The sequence below is a fragment of the Bacillus sp. NPDC094077 genome, from assembly GCF_050279465.1.
Taxonomy (GTDB): domain Bacteria; phylum Bacillota; class Bacilli; order Bacillales; family Bacillaceae_G; genus Bacillus_A.
In genome coordinates, this window is the sequence record NZ_JBNNUF010000039.1 from 1 (window position 1) to 10,281 (window position 10,281).

4 protein-coding genes and 5 pseudogenes are annotated in these 10,281 nt (G+C 33.5%); 8 read left to right on the forward strand and 1 reads right to left on the reverse strand.

Going from position 1 to position 10,281, the window contains the following annotated elements:
- Positions 1-428: 428 nt before the first annotated feature.
- The 3 genes and pseudogenes from ACQKNR_RS28735 to tnpB all read left to right on the forward strand — a co-directional run bounded on the left by ACQKNR_RS28735 (position 429) and on the right by tnpB (position 4,033).
- Positions 429-2,513 carry a family 10 glycosylhydrolase gene (locus tag ACQKNR_RS28735; protein WP_427322643.1) on the forward strand — a complete coding sequence of 695 codons (2,085 nt, stop codon included), beginning with the start codon at positions 429-431 and terminating at the stop codon, positions 2,511-2,513.
- Between the two features lie 67 nt (positions 2,514-2,580).
- Positions 2,581-2,685 (forward strand): annotated as a pseudogene (locus ACQKNR_RS28740) (tyrosine-type recombinase/integrase); the annotation flags it as partial.
- Positions 2,686-2,911: 226 nt separating this feature from the next.
- Positions 2,912-4,033, forward strand: a pseudogene (gene tnpB / locus ACQKNR_RS28745) (IS200/IS605 family element RNA-guided endonuclease TnpB).
- A 1,092-nt stretch (positions 4,034-5,125) separates the two neighbouring features.
- Here the strand turns inward: tnpB and ACQKNR_RS28750 are convergent.
- A complete protein-coding gene (locus ACQKNR_RS28750; RefSeq protein ID WP_427322645.1) occupies positions 5,126-5,575 on the reverse strand; it encodes a DUF3862 domain-containing protein in 450 nt (149 codons plus the stop codon).
- Positions 5,576-5,967: 392 nt separating this feature from the next.
- On the opposite strand from ACQKNR_RS28750, the pseudogene ACQKNR_RS28755 reads away from it, so the two are divergent.
- From ACQKNR_RS28755 to ACQKNR_RS28775, 5 genes and pseudogenes are all read left to right on the forward strand, one after another.
- Positions 5,968-6,270, forward strand: a pseudogene (locus tag ACQKNR_RS28755) (Bax inhibitor-1/YccA family membrane protein); the annotation flags it as partial.
- A gap of 190 nt (positions 6,271-6,460) precedes the next feature.
- A pseudogene (locus ACQKNR_RS28760) lies at positions 6,461-6,586 on the forward strand (S-layer protein); the annotation flags it as partial.
- A 199-nt stretch (positions 6,587-6,785) separates the two neighbouring features.
- Positions 6,786-7,159 (forward strand): annotated as a pseudogene (locus ACQKNR_RS28765) (tyrosine-type recombinase/integrase); the annotation flags it as partial.
- A gap of 1,067 nt (positions 7,160-8,226) precedes the next feature.
- Complete coding sequence (hpt, locus tag ACQKNR_RS28770; RefSeq protein WP_427322647.1) at positions 8,227-8,757, forward strand: hypoxanthine phosphoribosyltransferase; 531 nt, start codon at positions 8,227-8,229, stop codon at positions 8,755-8,757.
- Positions 8,758-8,986: 229 nt separating this feature from the next.
- Entirely contained in the window at positions 8,987-9,898 is a 912-nt protein-coding gene (locus ACQKNR_RS28775) for a DMT family transporter (RefSeq protein WP_427322649.1), read from the forward strand.
- Positions 9,899-10,281 lie beyond the last annotated feature (383 nt).

Below are 10,281 nucleotides of genomic sequence, written 5' to 3' on the forward strand. Positions count from 1 at the left end.
CAGTTTCGGATGGAGATAATCTTTGCGTCTAGATTAGTAGCGTGAGCTACACTGCGGAAATGCGACTTCCTGTCGCACCATAACGTATCATTATCAGTAGCAAGGAAAAGGAGGAACCCTACTCTCACTAGGGTTCCTCCTTTTTTATTCTATGAATCTATACATTTTTTTTATACATTACTATCCTTGTACAGTCTAAGGGTTCTCGTTTGTTACTGGATTAGCCGAAAAACTGTATAAAATCTTACATTTTATTTTCCCTTTATCAAAGGGAAAATAAAAAAAAAAATCTACTTAACTAAAATTTATAATGAAGAGGAGCCTATGCAATCTGCATGGTTGCTCAAGATTCTGTTACAAAGCTTTTAAGTAAAGCTACAGTGCAGGAGAGATATTCTCAAATAACAAAATAAAAAGGAGAAAGTATTATGTTTGAAAAAAAAATAATGAGTAGGAGAATCGTCCAGAGTCTACTCACTCTCAGTTTGCTTCTAGCACTTATCATACCCGCATCAAGCACAGAAGCAGCAGAACAACAAACCCAACATAAAAAGCGCGAACTACGTGCTGCCTGGATTGCAACTGTGTTTAATATTGATTGGCCAGTGAAAGGTGCAAGCGCTGACGAACAAAAGAAACAGTTTATTAGTATCCTAGATGATGTTAAATCCATGGGAATGAATGCTGTTGTTGTACAAGTAAGGCCAACTAGTGATGCATTTTACCCATCAAAATATGGCCCATGGTCAGAGTATTTAACAGGTACACAAGGAAAAGATCCTGGCTATGACCCACTAGCATTCATGGTAGAAGAAGCGCATAAGCGTAATTTAGAATTCCACGCGTGGGTGAACCCATATCGTATTACAACAACTCACCAAGATGTAAATAAATTAGCTGCAAATCACCCTGCTAAACAAAACCCTGATTGGGTTGTTAAGCACGGTAAGCAACTACTCTATAACCCTGGTATCCCAGCTGTTCGAGACTATGTCAAAAATAGCGTTCTTGAAATTGTACAAAACTATGATGTAGACGCAATTCATATGGATGATTATTTTTACCCATACGCAGATGCAAAAAATTTCAATGATGCAACAGCTTACGAAACATACGGTAAAGGTAAAAATAAAGATGATTGGAGACGTGAGAACGTTAACACACTCGTATATGATTTATCAACAAGTATTAAACAAACAAAATCTCACGTAAAATTCGGGATTAGCCCATTCGGGATTTGGAGAAATCAACAGAATGACATACAAGGTTCTGAGACAAAGGGCTTATCCGCTTATGATGCGATTTATGCGGATTCAAGATTATGGTTGCATAAAGAATGGGTGGATTATTTAACACCACAAGTGTACTGGAGTAGAAGTCTTAAAGTTGCAAACTATGATGTACTAACAAAATGGTGGAACAATGAAGCACAAGGGAAAAGAACACACCTATACATCGGGCAAGCTGCTTACAACATTAATAAATCATGGGATAAGGCTTGGGAGAATCCAGATGAGATGATCAATCAATTAGCCCTTAACTCAACACTTTCAAATATAAAAGGAAGTATCTTCTTTAGTTACACGGATTTGAAAGAAAATAGACTAGGTATTAAAGAACGACTACGAGAAAATGCTTACAAATATCCAGCATTAGTTCCAACTATGCCTTGGTTAGATAATTCTGCACCAAGTAATCCTTCTGAAATTTTTGTGACAGATGGCTCTAATGGCGCAACAATCTCATGGAATAACAATGCTGGTAAAGAGGCTGCCTACTTCGTTGTCTATCGTTTTAACAAAGGACAACAAGTTGACGTCAACGACTCATCAGCGATTGTCACAACGATTCGCAACAACGGTTCAAAGGCACAATCATATGTTGACAAGGTAGTAATGAACAGCGGTGACTACACATACGCAGTTTCAGCAGTAGACCGCCTTCATAATGAAAGTGAATTAATTTCGGTTGAGAAAAACATTAATGATGACATTACTGGTGGATGGTATGAACAAGAAATTCGTCAATTAGCAGATAAAGGCATTATGTTAGGAGAGGGGAACGGAAATTACTACCCAAATCGTCTTGTAACGCGTGCTGAATTCGCTACTTTAATTACTCGTGCTTTACAATTACCAAGCGGAAATGCTAGTTTCACAGACCTAGGAGCAGCGCATTCATCTTTAAGAGATGGTATCAATCGTGCATCAAGTGCAGGCATCATTATCGGACGTGGTGATAATACCTTTGATCCAAATGCCACAATTACACGCGAAGAAGCTGTTATTATGATTGACCGCTCACTAAAATATGCTGGTATTAAGGAAAAACCAGTTGAACTACCATTCGTAGACAAAGACTTAATCTATGCTAAAGAAGCACTACAAAGAGTTTACGGATATGGAATTGTAAAAGGTGATGAACACAATCAATTTGCACCAAAAGGATCGGCACAACGCGCTCACGCAGCTGCATTTATAAACAGAATGTTAAAATGCATAGAGAGCAATTAATAAAAGAGGAAGCGCAGAGTATTGTGTGAATGATTAAGCCCTACATATGTAGGGCTTTTTTGGGGTTCTGTTGCAAGAAATTTTAAATCACAGTACACCAAAAATAACAATTAAATACATTGGTACAACCAAAGAAGAGAAAGATTATATACTTGATCTATTTTTCAACTAAATTTATCTTTTTCTGACAGAAGACTTCCTCTTCAATTTATCATTTTAGCCAAGATGACTCCTTCCTCAAGGAACGCGAAGTGAGTAGGGGGGAGGATGAATTGGCTTCGAACAAGGGATGGCAAGAAGCCATCTTAATTGTTCGACATACATAAATTGTTACTTCACTACCAGGCGAATGTATGTTTGTTGTATAGTAGACGCATATCGAAATGGAGGTGAAATGAATGATGATTAATAAAGCATATAAATTTCGTATCTATCCAAATAAAGCACAAGCGACCCTAATCAATAAAACGATTGGTTGTTCTCGTTTTGTATTCAACCACTTCCTATCTCTATGGGATCATGCATACAAAGAAACTGGAAAAGGTTTAACATATGGTACATGCTCTGCCAAACTTCCTGCCCTGAAGAAAGAGTTTGTTTGGCTAAAAGAAGTGGATAGTATTGCGATTCAGTCTTCTGTTCGCAATCTTGCGGATGCTTATACACGTTTTTTCAAAAAACAAAACAGTACTCCGCGTTTCAAATCTAAGAAGAACAACGTGCAATCTTATACCACAAAACAAACAAATGAAAACATTGCCGTTGTAGGAAACAAAATGAAATTGCCAAAACTAGGTCTTGTTCGATTTGCCAAAAGTCGTGAAGTAAAGGAACGTATTTTAAATGCTGCAGTTAGACGGAATCCTTCTGGCAGATACTTTGTGTCATTGTTAGTTGAAACAGAAGTGCAAGAACTTCCAAAAACACAATCTTACATTGGAATGGATGTAGGACTGAAAGATTTCGCCATTTTGTCAGATGGAACAATTTATAAAAATCCGAAGTTTTTTCGATCATTAGAAGAGAAGTTGGCGAAAGCACAGCGTGTTCTTTCTAGAAGAATGAAAGGATCTTTTCGCTGGAATAAACAACGAGTAAAGGTAGCTAGAATTCATGAATACATGACGAATGCTAGAAAAGATTATTTGGACAAAATCTCAACTGAAATCATCAAAAACCACGATGTTATCGGTATAGAGGATTTACAAGTATCGAATATGTTAAAGAATCATAAGTTAGCAAAAGCAATTAGTGAGGTATCATGGTCACAGTTTCGAGCCATGTTGGAATACAAAGCAAAATGGTACGGCAAACAAGTCATTGTCGTATAGAAAATATTTGCTTCAAGCCAATTATGTTCTTGTTGTGGGTATCAAAATAAAGACGTTAAAAATCTAAACCTACGTAAATGGAACTGCCCTTCTTGTCAAACACATCATGATAGGGATATTAACGCAAGTATCAATCTAAAGAATGAAGCGATTAGGCTTCTAACCGCAAGGACTGTGGAGCTAGCCTAATAAATTAGAGTTCGATAGAACTCTTTACTTAGGAATCCCCCTCTTCTAAACGAAGTGAAGGTGGGGGTAGTTCAAGTAAAGGTGTGATAGTACCAATAGATAAGTTGGAGTAGTTCAATTACTATAAATCTATTACAAACATTTCATATATAAATTCCTAATATGAAAAGAAACACCAGGAATTATAAAACGTTCCTGGTGTTTTCAAAAAATGATTCAATAGAAATACATAAAACAAATACTGAGAGAAAAAGTTTATAGATACAACTTATGAATAGTAAATTTGCAGCCCATTTACTACTTATCTAAGATAACACTTCAAAAACAAAACAACCATTACCTTTTATACCTTTGTTAACCGTATTTTTCTATCTTTTAATCCAAACACGATCTCTTTTTTATTAACAAAGGGCCATTTAAGAGTTTTCCCCTTTTTAAGGGGAAAACTCTATGTTTTTATTTTCTTATATACATGGTATTTTATATGAGGAGCAAGTAAAACCTTTCAAATTGATAAAATGTTCTTTGAATCAATATTTCTGGCTTGCCTTTCCAAATCAAAGAATATTGGTATAACTATGCCTACTATATTCTTCGAACCATAAAAAAAGAATCCTAATATCAGGATTCTTTTTTTATCACATTCTCTTTTTATAACAATTTTGTTTTTATATAAAAATGGAGGTAATTACATCATGATTTTAGAGTCATTATTAATAATTTTAAAAGTAATTTTAGTTTTATGGATAGTATCCGGGGCTATCATTATAAATATTGTAACTTCTATCACTAAGGATGATTTTTGAACTAATCCCTCCTATCTGCTTGTACTATCATACCTTCAGGCTAAGCAGTTTTGGCCAACTTATAGGTAAAGTGACAATCATACAGGATATTATACAGTTTTTCGGCTAATCTAGTAACAAAAGGGAACCCGAAAAACGGCACCATCACGGCAATGAATAAAATCTTGCATATTTTATTCGATATTCCCGAGCCTTACTAGATTTTTCTTACATAATTCATTCCACCTTTTGAATAATCGTAGTAAAAAAGGGAGTTCTCACTCCCTAAGTCTATGTTACGATAATTTTATTTCAAGCCGAATTGAGATTTATTTTGGAGTTTTCCTTCTTGAAACATAAAGCGAGCATTAGCCCCTAAACCTTTTTCACTTTTCCACGAATACATAATTGTGTAGAATTGATCGCCAGTTTGCCCACTTTCGGAAATGACTTTATCATCGCTGCCGATGATATTTTTTACTTCTTTATAGCTCATGCCGTGTTGAATTTGATCAAATTCAGCCTTGCTAATGCCTGGTTTATTTTTTTGCGCTTCTTCTTTCTTAGAGTCCTCTTTTTCAAGCTCTTCCTTTTTTGTTTCTTCTTTGATTACTGGCGTAGTTGTTTGAGCCTTTTGTTTTATCTCAGTAATAGGTGCTTCTACCTTGTCGTCACCGGCACCCTCAATTGCTACAATCACACCAAGTACAATTAATACGATAATTCCTAAGCACGAAAACTTAAATATTTCCCCCATTATGTAGTTCCTCCAATGATAAAATACAAAAATTCCAGAACAAATATAACAGATACTGTTATAACTGTCTTGGTGTATTTTTCCGTAAGGGAAAGGGAAAATAAAAAAGAAAATTGTATGTTGGGTGTCGTCTATGAATATAATGGATTGAGAAAACAAAAGAAGTCTGCATAATTTTAAAAATATATATATCAAGGGTTATTTGGTATACTCATTTTTAAAGATATAAAGTGCTTTTAGTGTATTTGAACGAAAGTTCATTCTGTTTCAATTCTTAAGTTGATGGGCATGGGGTCTCGCTAACATTGCGCGAATTTCTGTGTGAAAAAACTTAGTTTTTCCGTACGTTAAGGAAGTACTATAAACGACATGTTTGTTATGGTACTTTGTTTTGGGTGATGAGTTTTGGAAATTCTATTACTTTAACTGCTGTATTATTAATCATTTCGATTTTATTTGCAATGTTAGTATTATCTGCAAATCGTATAATAAAAGTAACTGGAAAATTTCGTGCTGTTGTGATTGTTGTTGCTGCATTAGATCTATTATTAGATTTTGATTCAATTGAAAATGGTGCACATAGTGGGGCAGCAAAATATATGGAGTGGTATAGTACAATAGGGATCATGAAGACATTAGTATGGTTATACCTTGAAATTCTTCGTTTTATTTCTTACTTTATGAAAAATGAATAATAGAAAAAATCCTGCATGTTTCAAACATGCAGGATTTTTTCTATTATGTAGTATTAATTAGGTCACGTTCGTCAGTAGAGAGTGTATGAAGAAGCGTTACTACGATTTCAATCGATACCTATAAACTTTCAGCATTCTAATTCTTTAATCTTCCTTCGACCACTACAAATAAATTAACAGTAAAAAACTTATAGAAGGAGAAGCAGTAAAGGAAAAGACGCGAGCGACTTTGACTAACCTTGAGAATGGCAAACAGGAATATATAGGTAAGAAGAGAACAGGTCAGGTTACTTCTGTAAGATTTATAAGACAATAGATGCACCAAAAGGTAGGGTGAAGCCTCAAAAGGAGTCTGTTGTTAGAAAAGATAAATTGAAAAACCCCATAATTTCATTCTTAATAATACTTGTAGTTTTGCTTTCCTAATAAAATATGTACTTTGCAACTTTTTCTTCTAATATCAGAGAAGAGTATTGCTTGGGCTATATTAGTGTGAAATTTAATAATTAGATGTGAAAAAGAGAAAAGAATTCAAGATCAAAGAGGGAAAAACGAAGAAAGAACGTATGGTTAATTTTACTTTTATTTTTGATGAGGTCTATTCCTATTTTCCAACCTTAGAAAGTAATTGGTTATTTCCTTCTCGAAAAGGAGATCAACTAATTAGTAAAATCCAGGTTTATCGACAATTACAAAAAGCCGGAGGTTTTGCTGACATAGAATCCATAGGGACTCACACCATGCATAAAACCTTCGGTTATTGGTTCTATAAACAAAGGATGTAGACATTTTGCAAGAAATCTTAAATCACAGCACATCACAAATCACATTAACTAACATTGGAATCAATAAAGAAGAAAAAGATAATATACTTGATACATTTTTCATCTGGATTTATCTTTTTCCGACAGAAGACACCTTCCTCAATTTGTATGAAGGTGTGATAACTCCAACAGATAGGGGGGGAGTTTAATTACTAAAAATCTATTACAAACATTTCATATTTAAATTCCAAATATAAAAAGGAACACCAGGAATTATAAAAAATTCTTGGTGTTTTCAAAAAAATAGTTCAATAGCAAAACATAAAACAAATACTGAGAGAATAAGTTCATAGACACACTTTATGAGAAATAAATTTGCAGCCCATTCACTACTCATCTAAGATAACACTTCAAAAATAAAACAACCATTACCTTTTATACCTTTGTTAACCGTATTTTTCTATCTTTATCTCAAATACGATCTATTATATGTTTTTTTCTCCCCTTAATAGCAAGACCCTAAAAAAAGAGATCATTTACGATCTCTTTTTTTATTAAAAAGGTGCCATTTAATAAAAATTCCTTTTTATAAGGGGGAGGAACTCTGTGTTTTTAATTTCTTATATACATGGTATTTTACATGAGGATCAAGTAAAATCTTTCAAATTGATAAAACTTTCTTTGAATTACTATCTCTAGTTTACCTTTCAAAATCAAAGAATATTGGTATAACTATACCTTCTATATTCTTCGAACCAGTATAAACAAAAACCATATCATCTTCTCTTTTCAAAACAATTTTGTTTTTATATAAAAATGGAGGTAATTATACCATGATTTTAGAGTCATTATTAATAATTTTAAAAGTAATTTTAGTTTTATGGATAATATCCGGATCTATCATTAGTAATATTTTAACTTCTATAACTAAAAATGATTTTTGAACTACTCCTCCTATCTGCTGGTACTAACAAATTGAGGGAAAAGTTTTCCATCGGAAAAAGATAAATAAAAATATTATCTTACTTATCTTTTCAAATTCCCTTTGTCAACTAGATTTTTTTGTATTTAAATCAAATAAACTCTGATATATATTTTCTTTATCCCACTCAAACCTGAAATTAGTGGGACAAAAAAATAATATGAAATACACACTCAAAAATTTATACACTGTATGGAAAAGGAGAAATTTATGAATATTGAAATAAATAAGGTTTTAATTTCTGAAGAAGAACTACAAACAAGAATAAAAGAACTAGCATCACAAATTGAAAATGATTTTAAAAAAGAAGAAATTGTTTTAATCTCTGTTTTAAAAGGTTCTTTTATCTTTACTGCTGATCTAGTTCGACATATTAAAAATGAAGTTAAAATTGACTTCATCTCTGCATCTAGCTACGGTAATCAAACAGAAACAACAGGTAAAGTTAAATTATTAAAAGATATTAATATGTCTATATCAAATAAAAATGTAATTATTGTAGAAGATATTATTGATTCAGGATTAACACTTCAATTTTTAAAAGAACATTTTGCAATGTATAAACCAAAAACATTAAAAATTTGTAGTTTATTAGATAAACCAGAACGTCGAAAAGTTGATTTAAGTGTAGATTATGTTGGTTTCCGCATTCCAGATGAATTTATTGTTGGATACGGCATCGATTGTGCTGAAAGATATCGCAACTTACCATATATCGCTTCAGTTGTAACAGATAAATAAAGTCATCAATGGCTTGTAAGTTGTGAATTTTCAAGTTTTATTATTAATCCCTTCCTTCCCAAAGAGGGATCTATCTTTATTACATTTTCTATCCTGATATATTGAGAGTTAAATTCTGAATAAAAGATACGCTCACATTATAGTAAATTGGCTGGGTGAAAAAACAGCCAATTGGATGGTGTTATATCCAGCCAATCTTACTATGCTAAATATGGAAGGGAAGATTCGGATGAAAAGGTGGCAAATGGAGTGGCTCCTAGTATCAGTAGCATTAGTATGGGGAGCAAATTATACAATTGGAAAGTATGGCGTGGCATTTATGTCATCCATTCAATTTAATAGTTTACGATTTTTAGTAGCATCTCCGGTATTATTACTTATTACATTTTTAATGGAACGGTCACTTCGTATTGAAAGAAAAGATTGGTTCCGATTATTAGCGGTCGGTATAGTTGGAACGACAATGTATCAAACAATGTTTATGCTATCTGTGAAATATACTTCAGCTACGAATGCCTCATTATTAATCGCGATGTCACCTATATTTACAGGGATATTAGCAGTATTACACAAACAAGAACGTTTTTCGATGAAAGTACAAATTGGTTCAATATTATCCTTTATTGGTGCAGCACTTGTTTTATTAACAGGGCATTCAGGAGGAGCTTCATATGAGTATGCGTGGCTCGGCAATTTAATTGGATTAGTCGCAGCAATTGCGTGGGGATGGTATCCAATATTAGCGCAACCTCTTATTACAAAATACTCTGCAATGAGAGTCACATCTTGGTCAACATTAATCGGAATTGTACCTCTTGTTGTATATTGTTTATTAAATGTAAATACATTAACGTGGCCAGTAGACGTGCTAAGCTGGGGGTCTCTAGCATATTCGATTGTCTTTGCGACAATCTTCGGACTTGCAATGTGGTATGTCGGTATTAGTAAAATAGGCTCAACGAAAGTAATGGTTTACATGTATCTCGTTCCACTGTTCGCAGTTATTTCTGCGGCTGTAACAATTGGAGAGAAAATAAACATAATGCAATTAGTTGGCGGGTTAATAATCTTTATCGGTTTATATGTTGTAAAAAGAGGTGGAATAAAGAAGACAGCTTTCAATTTTAAAAAAGTAAGTTAACGGTAAAAATGATCTCTTTTATATAGAAGGAGATTATTTTTTATATCTCAAACCCCTTGATGAATGCAAGAGAGCAGTTGATGTGTTTGAAGAGGTACTAGTATAGAATTTAATAACCGTAGGATACAGGAGCACACAACGTGCTTCTTTTTTATCATTTTAGCCAAGAAGACTCCTTCCTCAAGGAACGCGAAGTGAGTAGGTGGGAGATGAATTGGCTTCGGACAAGGGATGGCAGTAAGCCATCTTAATTGTTCGACATACATAAAGTGTTACTTTACTACCTATCGAATGTATGTTTGTTGTATAATAGAAGCATATCGAAATGGAGGTGAAAGGAATGATAATCAATAAAGCATATAAATTTCGTATCTATCCAAATA